The organism is Variovorax sp. OAS795, assembly GCF_040546685.1.
Taxonomy (GTDB): Bacteria; Pseudomonadota; Gammaproteobacteria; order Burkholderiales; family Burkholderiaceae_C; genus Variovorax.
Genome location: NZ_JBEPOH010000001.1, coordinates 70280 through 90543 on the forward strand (window position 1 = coordinate 70280; position 20264 = coordinate 90543).

Sequence of the window (20264 nt, forward strand, 5' to 3'; positions counted from 1 at the left end):
GAAAGCGTGCAGAGCCTTCCCCGTCAGTTTGATATCCCCTACAACTGATTCGGGAGACGTTCTTTTGACTAAATCGGAAGTCGGAAGAGCATTGCCCTAAGGAGAACAAAAAAGCCGGACACCCATGAAAGTGTCCGGCTTTTGCATCTGGTCCCGCCGCCAGGAATCGAACCTGGATCTCAGCCTTCGGAGGGCCGAATTCTATCCGTTGAAATACAGCGAGGAATCTGGGCTCCGGCAGTACCGGAGCCCCACATTATCGCCCATCAGAGGGCGACTTCTTCATCCGCTTCGTTCCCGATACCGGCTTTCGAGTTCCGTGATGCAAAGCCCAGGCCGGCCAGGTAGACGCGGAAGGTGCGGCGGCCGGTGGGCACCAGGTCGAAGGCGGCGGGGTCGAGCAGCCAGTTCTGGATGAGTCCGCTGATGAGGGCGTGCAGGCCCTGCGCCGCGGCGTGGCCGGGCACGGGGAGCTTGATGCGGTCGCGCCGGGCGGCCAGGCGCAGGGCTTTTTCGAAATCGGTCACGCAGGCGTTGCGGGCGTCGAGGTGGCGCTGCTGCACGGAGGCCATGTCGTGGGTGTATTCGACCTTGTGGGTGGCCACGTCGAACACGCGGCGCACCTGGGGGTCGGTGGCCATGAGGGTGAGGGCGTGGACCATGCCCTCTTCGATCTCGGCCAGCGGATCGTTGTTGCTGGCGGCGGCTGCCGCCCGGGGGCCGGCCTCCAGCGGGAGGATGACGCGCTCCATCATCGCGTTGAAGAGGTCGGCCTTGTCCTTGAAGTGCCAATAGATGGCGCCACGCGTGGCGCCGGCCTGCTGCGCAATCTGCTGCAGCGAGGTCTGCGAGACGCCTTGCGCCTGGAACAGCAGCTCCGCGGCATCGAGCAAGCGGTGCCGCGTGGCCAGTGCTTCTTCCTTCGTACGACGTGCCACCAAGTCTCCTGTTTTGTAAAGCGAAGCCCTTTCGGTATCGTGAGGCCATTCGAAGGTGTCACTATACATCCATGAATGTATGTAAACTAGCGGGCTTCCCCGATGGCCCGGCTGTTTACGCTGGTTTTCTGTTCGCTTCGCGAACTGGCCATCTCCCGTCTTTGCTTCAAAGGATTCGCATGCCTCTCCTGCATGTTTCGCGTCATTCGTCGTTTTCGCCGCGCCTCGCGATCGTGGCCGCTGCCGTGGTTTTGGCGCTCGCGGCCTGTTCCAAGGGGGATGCGCCGGCCGGACCGGGCGGCCCGGGTGCCGGCGGGCCGCGGCCCGCGCCTGAAGTGGGCGTGGTGGTGGCGGCGCCGGGCGACGTGGGCCTGGTGACGGAGCTGCCGGGACGGCTGGAGGCTTCGCGCGTGGCGCAGGTTCGCGCCCGCGCCTCGGGCATCCTGCTGAAACGTGAGTTCCGCGAAGGCAGCGACGTGAAGGCCGGCCAGCTGCTGTTCCGCATCGATCCGGCGCCGCTGGTGGCCGCATCGCAAAACGCACAGGCCACGCTGGCGCGCGCCCAGGCCAACGCGGTGCAGGCCCGGGCCCTGGCCGAGCGCTACAAGCCGCTGGTCGAGGCCAACGCGGTGAGCAAGCAGGAATACGCGAACGCGGTGGCCGCGCAGAAGACGGCCGAAGCCGACGTGGCCTCGGGCCGCGCAGCGGTGCAAACGGCCAAGATCAATCAGGGCTACGCCGACGTGACCTCGCCCATCGCGGGCCGCATCGGCCGTGCGCTGGTGACCGAAGGCGCGCTGGTGGGCCAGGGCGACGCGACCGAGCTGGCCGTGGTGCAGCAGATCAACCCGATGTATGTGAACTTCACGCAGTCGGCGTCCGACGTGCTCAAGCTGCGCCGCGCGCTGGCCGCGGGCCAGTACAAGCGTGCCAACGGCGAAGAAGCCGCGGCGGTCACCGTGGTGCTGGAAGACGGCACCGAATACGCGATGCCCGGCAAGCTGCTGTTCTCCGACCTGACGGTGGATTCGACCACCGGCCAGGTCACGCTGCGCGCCGAGGTGCCCAACCCCAAGGGCGAGCTGCTGCCGGGCCTGTATGTGCGGGTGCGGCTGGAGCAGGCGCAGGCCACCAACGCGATCACCATTCCCCAGCAGGCCGTCACGCGCACGCAGCAGGGCGACACGGTGTCGGTGGTGAGCGCCGACGGCAAGATCAGCCAGCGCACGGTGAAGATCAGTGCTGCCAAGGACAACCAGTGGGTGGTGCTCGACGGCCTGAAGGCGGGCGAGCAGGTGATGGTCGACGGCTTCCAGAAGCTGCAGATGATGCCGCCCGGCACGCCGGTGAAGGCGGTGCCCTGGCAAAAGTCCGCGCCCAACGGCGCGGCACAACCGGCGGCGCCGGCGGCCTCCGCCGCGGCGGCGCCAGCGAGCGGCCCGGCGCCTGCCACCGCCGAGAAGAAGTAATCAGGAGCGCGCCCGCATGGCCAAATTCTTTATCGACCGCCCGATCTTCGCCTGGGTGATCGCACTGTTCGTCCTGGTGATGGGCGGCGTGGCAATCACCCAGCTGCCGATCTCGCAATATCCGCCGGTGGCACCGCCTGCCATCGTGATCAACGTGGCGTACCCCGGCGCCTCGGCGCAGACGCTGGAGGACAGCGTGCTGTCCGTCATCGAGCGCGAAATGAACGGTTCGCCGGGCCTGATCTACATGGAATCGGTGGCGCAGGCCGACGGCAGCGGCACCATCACCATCAGCTTCGAGGCCGGCACCAACGACGACCTGGCGCAGGTGGACGTGCAGAACCGGCTCTCGCGCGCAACGCCGCGCCTGCCAGCCGCGGTCACGCAGCAGGGCGTTCGCGTGGACAAGGCGCGCAACAACTTCCTGATGTTCGTGATGCTGTCTTCGGACAACCCCGCATTCGACCCGGTGGCGCTGGGCGACTACACGGCGCGCAACATCGTGCCCGAGCTGCAGCGCGTGATCGGCGTGGGCCAGGCGCAGCTTTTCGGCTCCGAGAACGCGATGCGCATCTGGATCGACCCGGCCAAGCTGCAGGGCTATGCGCTGTCGGCCACCGACGTGAACAATGCCATTCGCGCGCAGAACGCGCAGGTGTCTTCGGGCACGCTGGGCGACCTGCCCAACATTCCGGGCCAGGCCATTGCGGCCACGGTGGTGGTGAACGGCCAGCTCGCCAACGTGGAGCAGTTCAAGAACATCGTGCTGCGCGCCAATACCAACGGCTCGACCGTGCGGCTGAAAGACGTCGCGCGGGTCGAGCTGGGCGGGCAGTCCTACGCCACGTCGGCGCGGCTGAACGGCGTGCCCGCGGTGGGCATCGGCGTGCAGCCCACGCCCAACGGCAACGCGCTGCAATCGGCCAAGGCGATCCGCGCCAAGATGGCCGAGCTGGAGCGCTTCTTCCCGCCGGGCGTGAAGTGGGACATTCCGTACGACAGCTCGCGCTTCGTGCAGATCTCCATCACCGAAGTGGTCAAGACGCTGCTCGAAGCCGTCGCGCTGGTGTTCGTGGTGATGTTCCTGTTCCTGCAGAACTGGCGCTACACGATCATTCCGACCATCGTGGTGCCGATTGCGCTCTTGGGCACGTTTGCCTCGCTGCTGGCGCTGGGCTTCTCGATCAACGTGCTGACCATGTTCGGCATGGTGCTGGTGATCGGCATCGTGGTGGACGACGCCATCGTGGTGGTCGAGAACGTCGAGCGCATCATGAGCGAAGAGGGGCTCTCGCCGCTCGAAGCCACGCGCAAGGCCATGAAGCAGATCTCGGGCGCCATCATCGGCGTGACCGTGGTGCTGATCTCGGTGTTTGTGCCGCTGGCGTTCTTTGCGGGCTCCACCGGCAACATCTACCGCCAGTTCTCGGCGGTGATGGTGACCTCGATCGCCTTCTCGGCCTTCATGGCGCTGTCGCTCACGCCTGCGCTGTGCGCCACGCTGCTCAAGCCAGTGGAAGCCGGCCACCACCACGAGAAGCGCGGCTTCTTCGGCTGGTTCAACCGGGGCTTCACGCGCACGGCCAAGGGCTACGAGAGCGTTGTCGCGCGCATCTTGAAGCGCGCCGCGCGCTACCTGGTCATCTACGCGGTCATCATCGGCGCGGTGGTGTTCACCTACATGCGGCTGCCAAGCTCGTTCCTGCCGGCGGAAGACCAGGGCAACATCATCGTCAACGTGCAGCTGCCCCCGGGCGCCACGCAAGAGCGCGCGCTGTCGGTCATGCAGCAGGTCGAAGGCTTCATCCTGAAGCAGCCCGAAGTGCAGAGCATGGTCGGCGTAATGGGCTTCAGCTTCTCGGGCCAGGGCCAGAACGCAGGCCTTGCCTTCGTCACGCTGAAAGACTGGGAAGAACGCAAGGACCCGGCCCATTCGGCCAGCGCGCTCGCGGGCCGCGCCTTCGGTGCGCTCTCGGGCATTCGCGACGCTTTCATCTACCCGCTGAGCCCGCCGCCGATTCCTGAGCTGGGCAACGCCAGCGGCTTCAGCTTCCGGCTGCAGGACCGCTCGGGCGCGGGCCACGAGGCGCTCATCAACGCGCGCAACCAGCTGCTGGGCATGGCCGGGCAGAGCAAGATCCTGGCGCAGGTGCGGCCGGACGGCCTGGAAGACGCGCCGCAGCTGCAGATCGACATCGACCGCGACAAGGCGAACGCGCTGGGCGTGAGCTTCGACGCGATCAACGCGACGCTGTCGACCGGTCTGGGCTCGAGCTACATCAACGACTTTCCGAACCGCGGCCGCTTGCAGCGCGTGATGGTGCAGGCCGATGCGCCGGCCCGCATGCAGCCCGACGACCTGCTGCGGTTGAACGCCAGCAACTCGCAGGGCCAGCCGGTGCCGCTGTCGGCATTTGCCACCACCAGGTGGGTCAAGGGCGCGACGCAGACGGTGCGCTACAACGGCTACCCCGCCATCCGCATCAGCGGCGACGCGGCACCGGGCTTCAGCACGGGCGCGGCCATGGCCGAGATGGAAAAGCTCGCACGCCAGCTGCCGCAAGGCTTCGGTTTCGAATGGACCGGACAGTCGCGTGAAGAAAAGCTCGCAGGTTCGCAGGCCATCGTGCTCTACGGCTTCGCGATCCTCGCGGTGTTCCTGTGCCTGGCCGCGCTGTACGAGAGCTGGACGATCCCGCTGGCGGTGATCCTGGTGGTGCCGCTGGGCGTGCTGGGCGTGCTGCTGGCAACGATGCTGCGGGCCTACTCCAACGACGTGTACTTCCAGGTGGGGCTGATCACCATCATCGGCCTCTCGGCAAAGAACGCGATCCTGATCATCGAGTTTGCCAAGGACCTGCAGGCGCAGGGCAAGGGCATCATCGAATCGGCGCTGGCCGCGGCCCACCTGCGGTTCCGGCCCATCGTGATGACCTCGCTGGCCTTCGGCCTGGGCGTGGTGCCGCTGGTGCTCGCCTCGGGGGCCGGGTCGGCCAGCCAGCGCGCCATCGGCACCGGCGTGCTGGGCGGCATGGTGACGGGCACGGCGCTGGCGGTGATCTTCGTGCCGGTGTTCTTCGTGGTGGTGCGCACCCTGTTCAAGGGCAGCGCACGACAGCATGAAGCCGACAAGCGGCATGCAGAGGCGGCCGGCATCATGGAAGAAAAAGCAACATGACCAAGAAACTGATTCCCACCGCCCTGGCCGCGGCCATGCTGCTGGCCGGCTGTTCGCTGATTCCTACCTACGAGCGCCCGGCCCCGCCGGTGCCGACCACCTTCCCGGGCGACCCGGCGCAGCCGGCCGGCCCGGCCGCGGCGGCCGTGCCGTGGGAAGACTTCTTCACCGATGCGCGGCTGAACGGCCTGATCCGCACCGCGCTGGAAAACAACCGCGACCTGCGCGTCTCGGTGCTCAACATCGAGCAGGCGCGCGCGCAGTTCCAGATCCAGCGCTCGTCGCTGTTCCCGGCGGTGGGCGTCACGGGCAGCGGATCGCGCTCCAGCCCCAACCCTTACCAGGCCTTCGACAGCAGCGTGGGCAGCGTGTCGCAGCAGTACAGCGTCAACCTGGGCATCACGGCCTGGGAGATCGACTTCTTCGGCCGCATCCGCGCGCTGAAGGACCAGGCGCTGGCGCAATACCTGGCCACCGAGGAATCGCGCAAGGCCGCGCAGGTGAGCCTGATCGCGGCAGTGGCCACGGGCTGGCTCACGCTGATTGCCGACGACGAGCTGCTCGAGCTCACGCGCCAGACGCTGGTCACGCGCGAAGAATCGGTGCGCCTCACCAAGCTGCGCTTCGACAACGGCGTGTCGTCGGAGCTCGACTTCCAGGCCGCCAACTCGCTCGCCGAGACCGCGCGTGCCTCGTATGCGCAGCAGCAGCGCGCGCGCATGCAGGACGAGAACGCGCTCGCCCTGCTGCTGGGCGCGCCGGTGCCGGCCAGCGCCACCGCGGGCGGCGTCAAGGGCCTGGACAGCGTGCAGCCGATGCCCGACGTGCCGGCCGGCCTGCCGTCCGACCTGCTGGCCGAGCGGCCCGACATCCGCGCGGCCGAGCAGCAGCTCATCGGCGCCAACGCCAACATCGGCGCCGCGCGCGCCAACTTCTTCCCGCGCGTGTCGCTGACCACCACGCTGGGCACCGTGAGCAGCGAGTTCTCTGGCCTGTTCGACAGCGGCTCCAAGGCCTGGTCGTTCGCGCCGTCGATCACGTTGCCGATCTTCGATGCGGGCCGCAACAGGGCCACGCTCGACTCGGCCAGGGCCGGGCGCGAGATTGCCGTGGCGCAGTACGAGAAGTCGATCCAGACCGCGTTCCGCGAAGTGGCCGACGCGCTGGCCGGCCGCGCCACGCTGGGCGAGCAGGTGCGTGCGCAGCGCGCTCAGGCCGAGGCCGAGGCGGTGCGCTTCCGGCTTTCGGACATGCGCTACCGCAACGGCATTGCGAGCGCGCTCGACCTGCTGGATGCGCAGCGTTCGCTCTACACGGCGCAGCAATCGGCCGTGACCACGCGGCTCCTGCAGCTGCAGAACCAGGTCACGCTCTACAAGACGCTGGGCGGCGGCTGGGCGACCCGGGACAGCAAGGGCTGAGGCTTTCGCGCGACGCCTTGGGAGCGGCCTTCCGTCGTTTGGGCGGAGGGCCTCTCTATAATCGCCGGTTGATTCGAAAAAGCCCCCCGACGAGCCCCCGTTATTGAGGACGCCAATGAGCGCAGACCCGCACTACCAGGCCACAGAAGACGCCCACACCGGCCCGATCAAGAACCCGAAGCAACTGCTGCTGGCGGTATTTTTCTCCTTCCTGGTCCCTATCCTGATCATCGTGGGCCTTGTGGCCTATGTGGTTTCGGGCAACAAGCCCGCGGGCACGGCCGAGGGCGACAACATGTCGCTGTACGGCGTGTCGAAGGATGCGCGCGACCGCGAACTGGCCGAACGCCTGAAGAAGGTCGGCGCCATCGAGATCCGCGATGCCAACCGCCCCCTGGCAGCCGGCGACGCCGTCTTCAAGGCGCAATGCGCGGCCTGCCACGGCGCCCCCGGCATTCCCGGCGCGCCCCACCTGAACGACGCCGCGGCCTGGGGCCCCCGCATCGGCCAGGGCTACGAAACGCTGCTCGACCACGCGCTGCACGGCAAGGGCGCGATGCCTCCCCAGGGCGGCGGCGACTTCGAAGACGCCGAAATCGGCCGTGCCGTGGTCTACATGGCCAATGCCGGCGGCGCCAAGTTCCCGATCCCCGAGCGTCCGGCGGCGGCGGGAGCAGCAGGCGCGGCTCCGGCCGACGGCGCTGCCTCGGCGGCCGCACCGGCCGCCAGCGCAAGCAAGTAAGCGCATCCCTTCCCCCGCAAAAAAGCCGGCTTCGAGCCGGCTTTTTTATTGGGCGGACGCTGCGAGGCTCTTATTTCGATAGCGAGGCGAGGCGGCGTTCCGCGGGGCTCAGCACATGGCCGAAGCGCTGCGGCAGTTCATCGGCATGCACGGCCTGCGGGGTCCACAGCCCTTGCTCCACCGCCTCGGCCGCCAGTGCCACGTCCTGCGTGTGGACCAGTCCGAGCCCCAGGGGCGTTGAAAGATAGAGCCGTCCGTTCTCGTCGAGCAGGCAGCCCGTGATCCCGCCGGGCGCCTGGCCAGTGTGGGCCGTGACGGCAAAGTCCTTGTCGTCGGCAATGCGCCAGACGAAGGGCGCGGCCTCCAGTTCCACGTAGACGCGCTGCGGGCCGTTCTGGAAGAACCACTGGCCTTCATCGTCGTGGTCGTAGTTGCGCTGGATGAAGTCGATCAGCTTCTCGTGCCGCAGCATCGACCCCTTGGCGGCCGCAAAGGAGCCCTGGGCCTGCGTGCGGTCGTCGCGCATGTACCAGTTGCCGCGCGCGTCCAGACCGAGCCAGCCGTAGCAGTGGGGCACGTTGGGCCACTTGGCGAGGGCCTGTTTGACGATGTCGTCCATGGCGGCTATTTTGCGCGTCCGCGCGGCGGAATGGGAGGGGCGAACCGGGCGAGCCAGCCGCCCACGCGCTCCGGCATGCCGCGCACGTGCCCCGGCGGCACCCCCATGGGAAAGCCGACATGGCCGCCGTGCGCGGGCTGCCACAGGGTCACATGCGGCCCGACCTCGCCGGGTCCGGGCAGGCTGCGGGCCGGAATGAACGGGTCGTTGAGCGCGTTCACCACCAGCGTGGGCACGCGGATCTGGTTCAGGTGCGGCTTGGACGAGCCGCGCATCCAGTAGTCGTCGGTGTTGCGAAAGCCGTGCAGCGGCGCGGTGAACACGTCGTCGAAGGCATACAGGTCGCGCGCCGCAAGCAGCCGCTCGCGGTCGAACAGCCCCGGAAACTGCGCCAGCTTGGCCAGCGCCTTGGGCTTCATGGTGGCAAGGAACATGCGCGTGTAGACCAGCCGGTTGAAGCCGCGGCCGATGGCATCGCCGCCGGCCGCAAGGTCGAGCGGCGCACACACCGAGGCCACCGCCTCGACCGAGGCGCGGGCCGTCTCGCCGGCCTCGCAGGCCCAGCGCAGCAGCGCGTTGCCGCCAAGCGAGACGCCCGCCGCCAACACCGGGCCGCCGCCGCGCAGCGCGTGCTGGTGGCGCATGCGCCCCAGGATCCAGCCGATCTCTTCGTAGTCGCCCGAATGGTAGGCACGCGGCGCCAGGTTGAGCTCGCCGCTGCAGCCCCTGAAATGCGGCACCGCGAAGGCCATGCCGCGCTCGGCCGCAAAGGCCGCGAAGGCCTCTGCATAGTGGCTGCGGGAGGACCCCTCGAGGCCATGGAACAGCACCAGCAGGGGCTGCGGCCCGGGCAAGGCGGCATCGACGAAATCGACGTCGATGAAGTCGCCGTCGGGGGCGGTCCAGCGCTCGCGCCGGTATTGCGGCGCCGGCCCCTCGAAGCGCCGCGCATACAGCGCCGGCCAGATGGTCTGCAGGTTGCCGCCGGGCAGCCACCAGGGCGCCGAGTAGCCCATTGTCGGGTTGCCGGCCATCGCTCAGTGCAGGGTCTGGGGCGTGTCGTTCGAGTCGCTGGGCTCGCGCGCGCTGCCGGGGCTTGCATGATGGGCCACCAGGCGCCAGCCTTCCACGGTCTTGTGATAGACGTTGGTGGCCAGCACGAAGGCGTGCTTGGGGCCCTCGGCGGTGAGCACCTCGATGCGTTCGAGCACGTTGTGCACCGCGCTCGCAAGCGACTCGATCTTGCGCACGCGCGCCGGGGTGGCGTGGATGGCGCCGTTGCCGAACATCTGCTCGAAGGCCGCGCGGATGGCCGTGGCGCCCACCAGCCGCGGTCCGCCGGGATGGACGCAGAACACCTCGTCCTCGTCGGCCCAGCAGGCCATCAGGGCATCGATGTCGCCGCGCTGCAGCGCTTCGTAGAAGGCAGCTTCGATGTCGTCGGCAGTGCCGCCGAGGGCCGCGGCGGCGCGCAGTGGAGTCTTGGGCATGGCGTGATTCTGCCGCGCGATCGGTTGGATGGGGGTTGCCGGGGAATCAATCGCCCTGCGCCGGCTCCGTTCCCAGCCAGCGCCGGGCCACGGTGTCCATGCCGCCCTGGGCGGCCTCCCACACCGTCTCGGGCGCCGCCACGTGGACGCCCGGCGGCGCGATGCGCAATGCCAGGTCGACCAGTTCGGCCACCTTGGCGGCGCGCACCGGCTGTTCGCTGCTGGGCACCATGAAGCGCACGATCGACAGCATCCAGGCCGCGAGCCTTTCGGCGGGGTTGGCGAACTTCGCGTTCTGCGGCTTGCGCGCCGAGCGCACGAGGATCACGCGGTCGAAGCCATTGGCGACCACCGCCTGCTCGTCCAGGCTCGCGAGCCCGCGCTTGAGCGCCTCGGGCAGCTTGCCCTGGTCATGCGGCTGCACGATGGCCAGCGTGTGCACGCCGCAGGCGCGCAGCCAGCGCGAAAGCTCGGGCAAATCGGAAGGCTGCGGCACCCAGAGCGCGCGTTCGCGGTCGTGGTACAGGCGCGGCGGATCGAAGGCGATCACCGCGGTGCCGGCCGAGGTGGGCGGCCATTGCGCGATCGGCAGGCCGGAGGTCAGGCAGCTTTCTACACCCCGCATGCCGTCCCGGATCGGCTCGCGCGCCAGAACGCGCGCATGGGCGTAGCGGTGGCTGCCCGCGAGCCGGCGCAGCAGCTCCTGCCCCAGCGCGCCGGTGGCGCCGGCAATCAGCAGCGTGCCGGCGCCAAGGGTGGCGGCAGCCGCGGGCATGCCGGGGCGGTTGGCGGCCTGCAGTGCCTGAAGGGGATCGATGGCCATGGAGACATCTATGCTACCTTCCGGCAATTCTGCGGAGGTAATGCAAATGTCGATCGTGAAACGCTGGTTCCTGATTCTGGCCGCGGCCCTGTCCTTGACCGGCTGCGGCTACAACGACTTCCAGTCGCTCGACGAGGCCAGCAAGTCAGCCTGGAGCGAGGTGCTCAACCAGTACCAGCGCCGCGCCGACCTGGTGCCGAACATCGTGGCCACCGTGAAGGGCGAGGCCAGCTTCGAGCAGGACACGCTCACCAAGGTGATCGAGGCGCGCGCCAAGGCCACGTCGATCCAGGTCACGCCCGAGACGCTCAACAACCCCGAGACCTTCAACAAGTTCCAGCAGGCGCAGGGCGAGCTCTCCTCGGCGCTGTCGCGGCTCATGGTGGTGTCGGAGCGCTACCCGGAGCTGAAGGCGAACCAGGCCTTCCGCGACCTGCGCGTGACGCTCGAAGGCACCGAGAACCGCATCACCGTGGCGCGCAACCGCTACATCGAGACGGTGCAGAAGTACAACGTGCTGGCGCGCAGCTTCCCGACCAACATCACGGCCAAGATCTTCAGCTACGACCCGAAGCCGAACTTCTCGGTGCAGAACGAGGCGCAGATCTCGACGCCTCCCACGGTCGATTTCAGTGCACCCAAGAAGTAAGACGCGGGCCCGATGGCACTTGCCCTGATCCGCCGTGCGCTGGGCGCCGTGCTGCTGGCCGCGGCCGCGTGGGCCGGCCTGGCGGCCACGGCCTGGGCGCAAGAGCTGCTGCCGGTGCCCACGCTCACCTCGCGGGTGATCGACCAGACCGGGACGCTGGCTGAGTCCGACCGCGCCGACATCGAGGCCAAGCTGGCTGCCTTCGAGCAGCGCAAGGGTTCGCAGATCGTGGTGCTGATGGTGGCCACCACGCAGCCGGAGGACATTGCGAGCTTTGCCAACCGCGTCGGCAATGCGTGGCGCATCGGGCGCAAGGAGGTCGGCGACGGCATCCTGGTGATCGTGGCCAAGAACGATCGCAAGATGCGCATCGAGGTCGCCAAGACGCTCGAAGGCGCGGTGCCCGACCTGGCCGCGATCCGCATCATCGACGAGGAGATGAAGCCGCGCTTTCGCAACAACGACTTTGCGGGCGGGCTGAATGCGGCGGTGGCGCGGCTCATCGGGCTGGTCGATGGCGAGGCGCTGCCTGCGCCCTCCAGCGGCAGCAGCGAAGGTTCCGGCGATGGCATCGACTGGGAGAACCTCGCAATCTTCCTGTTCATCGGCGTCTTCATCGCCGCGCCGATCGTGCGTTCGATCGTCGGCAAGAAGCTGGGCTCGGTCGTCATGGGCGGCGGCATCGGCGTGGTGGCCTTCTTCATCACGACCAGCGTGGTCATCGCGGTGCTGGCGGGCCTTGCGGCGCTCATGGTGTCGCTGTTCTCGGCCGTGGCGGCCTCGAGCCCCGGGCGGCGCGGCGGCGGCGGTGGCGGTTTCGGGGGTTGGACCGGCGGCGGTGGCGGCGGCGGCTGGAGCAGCGGCAGCAGCAGCGGAGGCGGTGGCTTCAGCTCCGGCGGCGGCGGCGATTTCGGGGGCGGCGGCGCCTCGGGGGACTGGTAGGCATGGCAACGCTTTTCTCCAGGCTCGGCCGCATCTGGCGCCACCAGTGGACCGACGAGGCCGACGTGCGGCGCGTGCTGCCCGATGCCGCCATGGAGCGCCTGGCGGCGCGCGTGGCCGCGAGCGAACGCCGCCACAGCGGCGAGATCCGCATCTGCGTGGAGGCGGGCCTGCCCTGGTCCTACCTGCGGCGCAACGCCACGGCGCGCGAGCGTGCCGTGACGCTCTTCGGCAAGCTGCGCGTGTGGGACACCGAGCACAACAACGGCGTGCTCATCTACCTGCTGCTGGCCGAGCACGCGATCGAGATCGTGGCCGACCGCGGCATCGATGCGCATGTCGACGATGCCGAGTGGGCCGCCATGGCGCAGCGCATGGGCGCGGCTTTCCGCGAAGGCCGCTTCGAAGACGGCGTCACGCAGGCGCTGGAAGAAATGTCGGCCTTGCTGGTGGCGCACTTTCCGCTGGCGGAGAACCAGCCGGACACGAACGAGCTGCCCGACGCGCCTGTGGTGCTTTGAGTTTGTCCCTCCCCGCTGGGGGAAGGAGCAAAACCCTTCAGGGCGATTCAGGCAGGGCCCATACAGTCTGGCCCCCCACCGCATAGAAACGCTGCCCGGGCGCCCTTTCCATCAGCCATCCGCCGGTGAACTCGCCGAAGGCCGGCAGCACGGCTTGCCGCGCGTCGCTCGCGAAACACGGCAGCCGCACGCTGTCGCGCCCTGGCCCGTAGAGCCGGCACACGGGATGCAAATGCCCGGCCAGCACGAAATGCGTGGCATGCGTTTGCGGATGGTGGCAGCAGGCGAAGGGGCCGATCAGGCAAGGCTCGTCGACCACCTCGATGCGCAAGGTGTCGGGCGGGTCCCCCGCGCGGCTGTCGTGGTTGCCGCGCACCAGCGTCATGCCGATGTCCCGGTGCACCGCGCGCCACGCGGCGAGTGCTTCGAGCACCTGCGGCGTGCGCGCCTGCGCCGCATGCAGGAAGTCGCCGAGAAACACGATCCGCTCGGGCGCGTGGCTCGCAACCAGCCCGTCGAGCCGCGCCAGGTTCTGCTGCGTGGTGCCGCCCGGCACCGGCTGGCCCAGCGCGCGGTAGGTGGCGGCCTTGCCGATGTGCAGGTCGGCAATGAAGAGCACGCGGCCGGCGGGCCACCAGAGCGCGCGCTCGGGCAGCAGGTGCAGCAGCTCGCCGGCCCAATGGACAGCGAGCGCGGGGGCGGACGAAAGGTGCGGTGCAGCCACGGGCAACAAGTGTCGCAAAAGATGCCCGGGCGCGCGGGCGTCTTGCAATTCACCCCCGCGGGCCCCAGTTTTTGGAGATGACCGAATCGCCTCCGCTGCACATCGTCTGCCCGCACTGCCACACGACCAACCGCGTGCGCGCGGCGCAGCTGGGCAGCGCGCCCGACTGCGGCAGTTGCCACCGCCCCTTGTTCGTCGGCCATTCCACGGCGCTGCCCGACGAAAAAACCTTCGACCGCCACATCGCGCGCAACGAGATTCCGGTGCTGGTGGATTTCTGGGCGCCTTGGTGCGGCCCGTGCCGCCAGATGGCGCCGGCCTACGAGCAGGCGGCGGCCCAGCTCGAGCCGCACGTGCGGCTGGCCAAGGTCGACACCGAGGCAGTTCCCAACCTGGGCGCGCGCTTCAACATCCGCAGCATTCCGACGCTGGCGCTGTTCCGCGGCGGCCGCGAAGTGGCGCGGCAGGCCGGCGCCATGGGCGCGGCGGACATCGTGCGCTGGGTCAAGGCACACGGCGCGGGCTGAGCCGGGCGGCTCAGAGCGGCGGCAAGGGACGTGACCGGCGCGACGGCGGCCGGCGCCCTGCACGCGGCGCGCCCGGTGGCTTGCCGGGCCCTTCCTGTCCGAACGCCAGCGTGCTCTTCACGCGCTCCACGCCCCCGGCGGTGACCACGCCGCCCGCGGCTTTTTCGAGCTGCTCGACCATGCGCGCGATGCGGTCGGCCACGTTCTCGTTCGACAGCTTTTCGCGGAACAGCTCGACCATGAGCGGAAACGAGAACGGCGTGGGCCGCTCCAGCGGCTTCAGCACCAGCTGCTGGGTTGCCATGCGTGCAAGGCTGGCGCGCAGGCGGCCGATCTCGAGCTCCTGCGCGAGCAATTCCTGCTCGGCCTGCAGCAGCAGCTTGTTGGACGGGTCGTACTTGCGGAACACCTCCCAGAACAGCGACGACGAGGCTTGCAGCTGCCTGCTGCTGCGCTTCTCACCAGGGTAGCCCTGGAAGATCAGCCCCGAGACGCGCGCGATCTCGCGGAAGCGGCGCTGCGCAAGCTCGCCCGCGTTGAGCGAGGCCAGCACCTCGTGCAGCAACCGGGCGTGCGCGTCCTCGCCTTCGGGCAGGCGCAGCACCTGCGGCAACAGCGCGGGCCAGTCGACCGGCACGGCGCTGAGCAGCTCGAAGCCGTAGTCGTTCACCGCGATGGAAAAAGTGCGCGCCTCGTGCTGCGCCACGCGCCACGCCAGCAGGCTGGCGAGCCCCATGTGCACGTGGCGCCCCGCAAACGGGTAGAGGAACAGGTGCGAGCCTTCGCGCGTCGTGAGCGTTTCGGCGAGCAGGGTCTGCGGCGTGGGCAGGGCCGACCACTGCTGCTGGATCTCGAGCAAGTGCCGCACGCATTGCAGCTCGGGCGAGTCGTAGCGCCCTTCACCGGCCAGCGCGAGCTGCTGCACCACGGCATCGGCCAGCGTGGTCGACAGCGGCATGCGCCCGCCGTTCCAGCGCGGCACCGCCGCGCGCTTGCCGGCGGCACGCCGCACCCAGGCCGTCATGTCGTGGATGCGCACGAGCTCGAGCAGCCGGCCGCCGAAGAGAAAGCAATCGCCGGGTTTCATGCGCGCGACAAAGCCTTCTTCGACGCTGCCGATCTTCGCGCCGCCCATGTACTGCACCGCCATGCTGGCGTCGCTCACGATGGTGCCGATGTTCATGCGATGGCGCCGCGCGAGCCGCGCGTCCGGCACGCGCCAGACGCCTTCGGCATCGGGCACGGCGCGGCGGTAGTCCGGGTAGGCCGCGAGTGACGGTCCGCCCTGCGAGACGAAGGACAGGCACCACTCCCAGCTCTCGCGCGAGAGGCTTGCATAGGCGGCGGTGCCCCGCACTTCGGCGTACAGGTCGTTGGGCACGAAACCGCCGCCCAGCGCCACCGTGACAAGGTGCTGCACCAGCACGTCGAGCGGCTGCGCCGGCGTGTGGCGCGCCTCGATGTGCCCGGCCGCGATGGCCGCGCGCGCCGCGGCGCCCTCGACCATCTCGATGCTGTGCGTGGGCACCAGCGTGACGCGCGACGGCCGGCCCGGCGCATGGCCCGAGCGCCCCGCGCGCTGCAGCAGCCGCGCCACGCCCTTGGGCGAGCCGATCTGCAGCACGCGCTCCACCGGCAAGAAGTCGACGCCCAGGTCCAGGCTCGATGTGCAGACCACCGCCTTGAGCTCGCCGCTCTTGAGGCCGAGCTCGACCCACTCGCGCACCGCGCGGTCGAGCGAGCCGTGGTGCAGCGCAATGAGCCCCGCCCATTCGGGCCGCGCCTCGAGCATCGCCTGGTACCAGATCTCCGATTGCGACCGCGTGTTGGTGAAGACCAGCGTGGTGCTGCTGGAGGCAATCTCGTCGAGCACCTGCGGCAGCATCGTGAGGCCCAGGTGGCCGCCCCACGGAAAGCGCTCGGCGCGGCCGGGCAGCAGCGAATCGACCACCAGCTTCTTGGGCACCTGGCCCTGCACCAGCACACCCTCTTCATCGCCGAGCAACGCATGCATGGCCTCGTGCAGGTTGCCCAGCGTGGCCGACATGCCCCAGACCATGAGCCCCGGGTTCCAGCGCCGGAGCCGCGCGAGCGCGAGCTGAACCTGCACGCCGCGCTTGTTGCCGAGCAGCTCGTGCCACTCGTCGACCACGACCATCCGCACGCGCCCCAGCACCTGGCTCGCATCGGCGCGCGCGAGCAGCAGCGAGAGGCTCTCGGGCGTGGTGACGAGCGCCGTCGGCAGGCGCTCGTTCTGCGCGGCGCGCTCGGCCGACGAGGTGTCGCCACTGCGCGCGCCGGCGCTCCAGGGATGCACCTCGCCGCCCAGCGCTTCGAGCGGTTGCCTGATCGCGCGCAGCGTGTCGGCCGCGAGCGCGCGCATGGGGGTGAGCCACAGCACGGTGAGGGGCGGCGCGGCCGGTCGCCCGGTTTCCTTGCGGGCTTTCGAGAAGACCTGCAGCGCACCGAGCCACACCGCATAGGTCTTGCCCGCGCCGGTCGTGGCATGCAGCATGCCGGAGCGGCCTTCGGCGATGGCTTTCCACACCTCGCGCTGGAACTTGAAAGGCTTCCAGCCGCGTGCGGCGAACCACGTGTCGAGCGCCGGCTTGACGATGGTCTTGCTCCTTCCCCCTTTGGGGGAAGGCTGGGATGGGGGCTCGCGGCCTTCGAGATGCAGCTGGTCCTTGATACGCCGCTTGCCCCCACCCCTGCCCTCCCCCGGAGGGGGAGGGAGAAATTCGGGACCGGGCGGCTCAGTGGGAGCGTCTTCTGCCTTGCTCCTTCCCCTTCCGGGGGAAGGCTGGGATGGGGGCTCGCGGCGTTCGAGAGGCGGCTGGTCCTTGATGCGCCGCTTGCCCCCACCCCTGCCCTCCCCCGGAGGGGGAGGGAGAAATTCGGGATCAACGGGATCGGTCATGACGGCAACAACGCAGCAAGCGTCTGCAGCGTATCGGCTTCCGCCACCGGCTTGTCCTCGCGCCAGCGCAGCATGCGCGGAAAGCGCACCGCGATGCCGCTCTTGTGGCGCGCGCTGCGCGCGATGCCCTCGAAGCCCAGCTCGAACACCAGCGTGGGCTCCACGCTGCGCACCGGGCCGAAACTCTCGACCGTGGTCTTGCGGACGATGGCGTCCACGCGCGCCATCTCGGCATCGGTGAGGCCCGAATAGGCCTTGGCGAAGGGCACGAGCTTGCGGTCGTCCTGCCCGGGCGGGCCGTCCCACACGGCGAAGGTGTAGTCGCTGTAGAGGCTCGCGCGGCGGCCGTGGCCGCGCTGCGCATAGATCAGCACCGCGTCGATGCTGAGCGGATCGATCTTCCACTTCCACCACACGCCCACGTCCTTGGTGCGGCCCACACCGTACTGCGCGTCGCGGCGCTTGAGCATCATGCCTTCCACGCCCATGCTGCGCGCCGCTTCGCGCTGGCGCGCCAGGTCGGTCCATTCGACGCCGGTGAGCATCGGACTGGGCAGCAACGCGGGGTGCTGCACGCGGGTGACGAGCTCGTCGAGCAACGCGCGGCGCTCCGACTGCGGCAGCGCACGCAGGTCGCGCCCTTCCCATTCGAGCATGTCGTAGGCCAGCAGCACCACGGGAATCTCGCGCAGCAGTTTCGCACCCAGGGTCTTGCGGCCGATGCGCTTCTGCAGCTCCGCAAAGGGCTGCACCCTGTCGTCGCGCCAGACCGCGATTTCTCCGTCGAGCACCGTGCCGTCGGGCAGCGCCTCGCCCAGCACGGCAAGCTCGGGAAAGCGCTCGGTCACCAGTTCTTCACCGCGCGACCAGAGCCAGACCGCGCCGGCGCGCTTCACCAGCTGCGCGCGAATGCCGTCCCACTTCCATTCGACGATCCAGTCGGCCGGCGGCCCGAGCACGGCATCGAACTGTTCGAGCGGCAGGTTGAACGCATGCGCGAGAAAAAACGGGTACGGCTGGCCGCTGGTCTTCTGCACCTGCTCCGCGCCAGACTCCGGTGCGATCAGTGCGCGGTAGTCTTCCGCGCGCGGGCGCCCGCCGATGTGGGTGTAGCCCATGAGCCGCTGCGCCACGCGCTTGGGATCGATGCCGCCCACGGCCGCGAGCGCCTGCGTGACCTGCAGCTTCGACACGCCGACGCGGAACGCACCGGTGATGAGCTTGAAGTACACCAGCCGCTCCTCGGCCGCGAGCTGGCGCCATTGCGCGCGCAGCCGCTCGGGCAGCTGGTCGGGCGCCGACTTGCCGGCTTCTCGCAGCGGCAGCAGGTGCTCCTCGACCCAGCGCGCAAGGCCGAGATCGTGCGCCTCGGTGGGCGCCGGCAACAGCAGCGCGATGGTTTCCGCGAGATCGCCCACGGCTTCGTAGCTTTCGTCGAACAGCCATTCGGGCAGGCCCGCGGCTTCCTGCGCGAGCAGGCGCAGCAGCTTGGTGGGCACCAGCTGCCGCGGCTTGCCGCCGGCCAGGAAGTACACGGCCCACGCGGCGTCGGCGGGATCGGCTTCGCGCAGGTAGCGCTGCAGCGCGGCCTGCTTGGCAAGGCTCGATGTGCTGGCGTCGAGCTCGCGGTAGAGCGCGGCGAAGTCCTTCATGCCTTTGTTCCTTCCCCTTCCGGGGGAAGGCCAGCGGCGGAGGGAGCTTCCTGGTCGTCCTCATCGCCGTATTCGGTCTTGAAGCCCTGCGCCTCGAGCCCGTTCTCGGTGAGCCAGCGCACCATCACCGCCACGCTCCCGTGGGTGACGAACACGCGGCTCGCGCCCGTGCCCGCAATGGCCTGCTGAAGACCGGGCCAATCGGCATGGTCCGACATGACGAAGCCGCGGTCCACACCACGCCGCCGTCGCGTGCCGCGCAGCTGCATCCAGCCGCTTGCAAAAGCGTCGGCGTAGTTGCCGAAGCGGCGCATCCATGGCGTGCCCTGCGCCGAAGGCGGCGCCAGCACCAACGCGCGCTTGAGCAGCGCGGCATCGACACCCGGGTCGGTCACGCGCAGCGTGCCGGGCAGGGCCACGCCCGCGGCGCGGTACACCGCATTGAGCGGCTCGACGGCGCCGTGCACCACGATCGGCCCGATGGAGGCGTCCACGCCATGCAGGATGCGCTGCGCCTTGCCGAAGGCGTAGCAGAACAGCACCGATGCGCGGCCGGCCTCCGCATTCGCGCGCCACCACGCGTCGATCTCGGCGAACAGTGCGGCCTGCGTGGGCCAGCGGTAGATCGGCAGGCCGAAGGTCGATTCGGTGATGAAGGTGTCGCAGGGCACGGGCTCGAAGGGCGTGCAGGTGCCGTCGGGCTCGGTCTTGTAGTCACCCGAGGCGACCCACACGCGCCCGCCGTGTTCGAGCCGGACTTGCGCCGAGCCCAGCACATGGCCGGCCGGATGCAGCGAGACGCGCACGCCGTGGTGCGTGATGGCTTCACCGTAGCCGAGCGTCTGCAATGCGATGTCGCTGCCCAGGCGCACGCGCAAGGTGCCCGCGCTGTCGGCGTGCGCGAGGTAGTGCGCATGGCCGATGCGCGCGTGGTCCGAGTGCGCGTGCGTGATGACGGCGCGCGCCACCGGCCGCCAGGGATCGATGTAGAAATCGCCCGGCGGGCAATAGAGGCCTTCGGGGCGCGCGATGACCAGGTCGTCGGGCATGCCGCATCGTAGGCCGGCGCATGGCGTTTCGCCCGGATGGGCCGACGCGAACCCGTGTCGGCAGGGGCCTACTTCTTCCTGGCGCCGCCCGGCATTTCCAGCACGTTCATCTTCATGCCGTGGGGCATCATCATGTCGCCCGGTTTCTGGCCGGGCTTGCAGGGCCCGACCCATTTGGCCTCGACGAAGGCCGTGCCTTCCTTGCGGCCCATCATCGGCGGGCTGTAGCTGGAGCGGCTTTCCATGCGGTAGGCGGTTGCGAAGTCGCCCGTGATCACCGAATGGGTGGTGGCGGTGGTGTTGCCGATCTGGCACACCGAATCGACCACGATCTTGCCGCCCTCGTTGCGCATGTCCTGCTTCGAGCAGGCTTGCTGGCCGGAGCTGCTGCCCATCTCGCGCATCGCCTTGTCCGTGGCGGCATCGATGCATTGCTGGGTCTGCATGGCAGGGGCCTTGGGGGCGCCGTCTTCCGATTGGATCGACAGCTCCCAGAGCCCCGGCTTGCGCGGCGGATAGTCGAGCGCGTGCGCCGCGCCGGCAGCCAACAGGAGGCAGGTCGCGGCGGCGACCCCGAGGCGCGGGTGGAAATTCATCATG

Annotated in this window: 18 protein-coding genes and 1 tRNA gene; 8 read left to right on the forward strand and 11 right to left on the reverse strand. The window is 69.2% G+C overall.

Features of this window, described 5'->3' with window-relative positions:
• Positions 1-148: 148 nt before the first annotated feature.
• Both ABID97_RS00310 and ABID97_RS00315 read right to left on the reverse strand, forming a co-directional pair.
• Positions 149-223 (reverse strand) — tRNA-Arg (locus tag ABID97_RS00310).
• 43 nt (positions 224-266) lie between these two features.
• Entirely contained in the window at positions 267-941 is a 675-nt protein-coding gene (locus ABID97_RS00315; protein ID WP_354396617.1) for a TetR family transcriptional regulator, read from the reverse strand.
• A 176-nt stretch (positions 942-1117) separates the two neighbouring features.
• Between ABID97_RS00315 and ABID97_RS00320 the strand changes: the two genes are divergently transcribed.
• From ABID97_RS00320 to ABID97_RS00335, 4 genes are all read left to right on the forward strand, one after another.
• The gene (locus tag ABID97_RS00320) at positions 1118-2407 is read left to right on the forward strand and encodes an efflux RND transporter periplasmic adaptor subunit (protein ID WP_354396618.1); all 1290 of its coding nucleotides are present in this window, start codon (positions 1118-1120) and stop codon (positions 2405-2407) included.
• Positions 2408-2423: 16 nt separating this feature from the next.
• Positions 2424-5585, forward strand: a complete 3162-nt coding sequence (locus tag ABID97_RS00325) for an efflux RND transporter permease subunit (protein WP_354396619.1) — start codon at positions 2424-2426, stop codon at positions 5583-5585.
• Positions 5582-7006 carry an efflux transporter outer membrane subunit gene (locus ABID97_RS00330; protein WP_354396620.1) on the forward strand — a complete coding sequence of 475 codons (1425 nt, stop codon included), beginning with the start codon at positions 5582-5584 and terminating at the stop codon, positions 7004-7006. The genes ABID97_RS00325 and ABID97_RS00330 overlap by 4 nt, the downstream gene beginning before the upstream one ends.
• A 115-nt stretch (positions 7007-7121) precedes the next feature.
• Positions 7122-7748: a c-type cytochrome gene (locus ABID97_RS00335; RefSeq protein ID WP_354396621.1), complete on the forward strand. Its 627-nt coding sequence runs from the start codon at positions 7122-7124 to the stop codon at positions 7746-7748.
• A gap of 70 nt (positions 7749-7818) precedes the next feature.
• On the opposite strand, the gene ABID97_RS00340 is transcribed toward ABID97_RS00335, so the two are convergent.
• Genes ABID97_RS00340 through ABID97_RS00355 form a run of 4 tightly spaced genes read right to left on the reverse strand, consistent with a single transcriptional unit; the run spans position 7819 to position 10680 of the window.
• Positions 7819-8367, reverse strand: a complete 549-nt coding sequence (locus tag ABID97_RS00340) for a DUF2946 family protein (protein WP_354396622.1) — start codon at positions 8365-8367, stop codon at positions 7819-7821.
• A 5-nt stretch (positions 8368-8372) separates the two neighbouring features.
• On the reverse strand, positions 8373-9383 hold the full coding sequence (locus ABID97_RS00345; protein WP_354401627.1) for a YheT family hydrolase: 1011 nt from the start codon (positions 9381-9383) through the stop codon (positions 8373-8375).
• Positions 9384-9404: 21 nt separating this feature from the next.
• Positions 9405-9857, reverse strand: a complete 453-nt coding sequence (locus ABID97_RS00350; protein ID WP_354396623.1) for a YybH family protein — start codon at positions 9855-9857, stop codon at positions 9405-9407.
• A 46-nt stretch (positions 9858-9903) separates the two neighbouring features.
• Positions 9904-10680, reverse strand: a complete 777-nt coding sequence (locus ABID97_RS00355) for a hypothetical protein (protein WP_354396624.1) — start codon at positions 10678-10680, stop codon at positions 9904-9906.
• A 46-nt stretch (positions 10681-10726) separates the two neighbouring features.
• Here ABID97_RS00355 and ABID97_RS00360 point away from each other — a divergent pair, with 46 nt between their 5' ends.
• Genes ABID97_RS00360 through ABID97_RS00370 form a run of 3 tightly spaced genes read left to right on the forward strand, consistent with a single transcriptional unit; the run spans position 10727 to position 12792 of the window.
• Positions 10727-11329 carry a LemA family protein gene (locus ABID97_RS00360; protein ID WP_354396625.1) on the forward strand — a complete coding sequence of 201 codons (603 nt, stop codon included), beginning with the start codon at positions 10727-10729 and terminating at the stop codon, positions 11327-11329.
• A gap of 12 nt (positions 11330-11341) precedes the next feature.
• The gene (locus ABID97_RS00365; protein WP_354396626.1) at positions 11342-12271 is read left to right on the forward strand and encodes a TPM domain-containing protein; all 930 of its coding nucleotides are present in this window, start codon (positions 11342-11344) and stop codon (positions 12269-12271) included.
• Positions 12272-12273: 2 nt separating this feature from the next.
• On the forward strand, positions 12274-12792 hold the full coding sequence (locus ABID97_RS00370; RefSeq protein ID WP_354396627.1) for a TPM domain-containing protein: 519 nt from the start codon (positions 12274-12276) through the stop codon (positions 12790-12792).
• 37 nt (positions 12793-12829) lie between these two features.
• On the opposite strand, the gene pdeM is transcribed toward ABID97_RS00370, so the two are convergent.
• On the reverse strand, positions 12830-13516 hold the full coding sequence (gene pdeM, locus ABID97_RS00375; protein WP_354396628.1) for a ligase-associated DNA damage response endonuclease PdeM: 687 nt from the start codon (positions 13514-13516) through the stop codon (positions 12830-12832).
• Positions 13517-13593: 77 nt separating this feature from the next.
• On the opposite strand from pdeM, the gene trxC reads away from it, so the two are divergent.
• Positions 13594-14043: a thioredoxin TrxC gene (trxC, locus tag ABID97_RS00380; RefSeq protein ID WP_354396629.1), complete on the forward strand. Its 450-nt coding sequence runs from the start codon at positions 13594-13596 to the stop codon at positions 14041-14043.
• A 10-nt stretch (positions 14044-14053) separates the two neighbouring features.
• Here the strand turns inward: trxC and ABID97_RS00385 are convergent, their stop codons facing one another.
• From ABID97_RS00385 to ABID97_RS00400, 4 genes are all read right to left on the reverse strand, one after another.
• On the reverse strand, positions 14054-16963 hold the full coding sequence (locus tag ABID97_RS00385) for a ligase-associated DNA damage response DEXH box helicase (RefSeq protein WP_503012731.1): 2910 nt from the start codon (positions 16961-16963) through the stop codon (positions 14054-14056).
• Positions 16960-18615, reverse strand: coding sequence for an ATP-dependent DNA ligase (locus tag ABID97_RS00390; protein ID WP_354396630.1), 1656 nt, complete (start codon positions 18613-18615; stop codon positions 16960-16962). Before ABID97_RS00390 ends, ABID97_RS00385 begins: the two co-directional genes overlap by 4 nt.
• The gene (locus ABID97_RS00395; RefSeq protein ID WP_354396631.1) at positions 18612-19664 is read right to left on the reverse strand and encodes a ligase-associated DNA damage response exonuclease; all 1053 of its coding nucleotides are present in this window, start codon (positions 19662-19664) and stop codon (positions 18612-18614) included. Before ABID97_RS00395 ends, ABID97_RS00390 begins: the two co-directional genes overlap by 4 nt.
• 68 nt (positions 19665-19732) lie before the next feature.
• Positions 19733-20260, reverse strand: coding sequence for a DUF3617 domain-containing protein (locus tag ABID97_RS00400; RefSeq protein ID WP_354396632.1), 528 nt, complete (start codon positions 20258-20260; stop codon positions 19733-19735).
• Between the last annotated feature and the right edge of the window lie 4 nt (positions 20261-20264).

Coding starts and splice junctions, on each gene's coding strand:
- ABID97_RS00320 (WP_354396618.1), top strand. CDS start 1,118: ATGCCTCTCCTGCATGTTTCGCGTCATTCGTCGTTTTCGCCGCGCCTC.
- ABID97_RS00325 (WP_354396619.1), top strand. CDS start 2,424: ATGGCCAAATTCTTTATCGACCGCCCGATCTTCGCCTGGGTGATCGCA.
- ABID97_RS00330 (WP_354396620.1), top strand. CDS start 5,582: ATGACCAAGAAACTGATTCCCACCGCCCTGGCCGCGGCCATGCTGCTG.
- ABID97_RS00335 (WP_354396621.1), top strand. CDS start 7,122: ATGAGCGCAGACCCGCACTACCAGGCCACAGAAGACGCCCACACCGGC.
- ABID97_RS00340 (WP_354396622.1), bottom strand. CDS start 8,367: ATGGACGACATCGTCAAACAGGCCCTCGCCAAGTGGCCCAACGTGCCC.
- ABID97_RS00345 (WP_354401627.1), bottom strand. CDS start 9,383: ATGGGCTACTCGGCGCCCTGGTGGCTGCCCGGCGGCAACCTGCAGACC.
- ABID97_RS00350 (WP_354396623.1), bottom strand. CDS start 9,857: ATGCCCAAGACTCCACTGCGCGCCGCCGCGGCCCTCGGCGGCACTGCC.
- ABID97_RS00355 (WP_354396624.1), bottom strand. CDS start 10,680: ATGGCCATCGATCCCCTTCAGGCACTGCAGGCCGCCAACCGCCCCGGC.
- ABID97_RS00360 (WP_354396625.1), top strand. CDS start 10,727: ATGTCGATCGTGAAACGCTGGTTCCTGATTCTGGCCGCGGCCCTGTCC.
- ABID97_RS00365 (WP_354396626.1), top strand. CDS start 11,342: ATGGCACTTGCCCTGATCCGCCGTGCGCTGGGCGCCGTGCTGCTGGCC.
- ABID97_RS00370 (WP_354396627.1), top strand. CDS start 12,274: ATGGCAACGCTTTTCTCCAGGCTCGGCCGCATCTGGCGCCACCAGTGG.
- trxC (WP_354396629.1), top strand. CDS start 13,594: ATGACCGAATCGCCTCCGCTGCACATCGTCTGCCCGCACTGCCACACG.
- ABID97_RS00385 (WP_503012731.1), bottom strand. CDS start 16,963: ATGACCGATCCCGTTGATCCCGAATTTCTCCCTCCCCCTCCGGGGGAG.
- ABID97_RS00390 (WP_354396630.1), bottom strand. CDS start 18,615: ATGAAGGACTTCGCCGCGCTCTACCGCGAGCTCGACGCCAGCACATCG.
- ABID97_RS00395 (WP_354396631.1), bottom strand. CDS start 19,664: ATGCCCGACGACCTGGTCATCGCGCGCCCCGAAGGCCTCTATTGCCCG.
- ABID97_RS00400 (WP_354396632.1), bottom strand. CDS start 20,260: ATGAATTTCCACCCGCGCCTCGGGGTCGCCGCCGCGACCTGCCTCCTG.